The sequence below is a fragment of the Stappia sp. P2PMeth1 genome, assembly GCF_900185735.1.
Taxonomy (GTDB): domain Bacteria; phylum Pseudomonadota; class Alphaproteobacteria; order Rhizobiales; family Stappiaceae; genus Stappia.
Map to the genome: position 1 here is coordinate 1 of NZ_FYAW01000020.1, position 641 is coordinate 641.

A 641-nucleotide genomic window follows, 5' to 3' on the forward strand; every position below is an offset into this window, starting at 1 on the left:
GCGACGGCGAACGGGCTGGACGAGACCGCGCGGGCGCTCTCCTCCTCGGCCCAGGAAAGCGCCGAGCGCGCCAGCGAGACCACCCAGGCAAGCTCGATCGCCACCGACAGCGTCCAGACCGTCGCCAGCGCCGCCGAGGAACTCTCCGCCTCCATCGCCGAGATCTCCCGGCAGGTCGGCCAGACCACCCAGGTCGTCGATCAGGCCACCCAGGGCACCCGTCAGACCAACGAGAAGGTCGCCGGCCTTGCCGCCGCCGCCAACAAGATCGGCGAGGTCGTCTCCTTGATCCAGGCGATCGCCGAACAGACCAACCTTCTCGCCCTCAATGCCACCATCGAGGCGGCGCGGGCGGGCGAGGCCGGCAAGGGCTTCGCCGTCGTCGCCGCCGAGGTCAAGGAGCTCGCCACCCAGACCTCCAAGGCGACCGAGGAGATCGGCGCCCAGATCGCCGCCATCCAGGGCTCGACCGGCGAGGCCGTCGCCGCCATCGGCGAGATCGCCCAGATCATGCAGGACGTCAACGGCTACACCGCATCGATCGCCTCCGCCGTCGAGCAGCAGGGCGCCGCAACCAGCGACATCTCCCGCTCGGTCCAGCAGGCGGCCGAGGGCACCGGCGCCGTCACCCGCAACATGGA

The 641-nt window shown here is 71.0% G+C and carries 1 protein-coding gene; it reads left to right on the plus strand.

The window, feature by feature from the left end:
* A partial coding sequence (locus P2PM1_RS13825) for a methyl-accepting chemotaxis protein (RefSeq protein ID WP_244301515.1) occupies positions 1 to 641 on the plus strand: 641 nt, incomplete at both ends.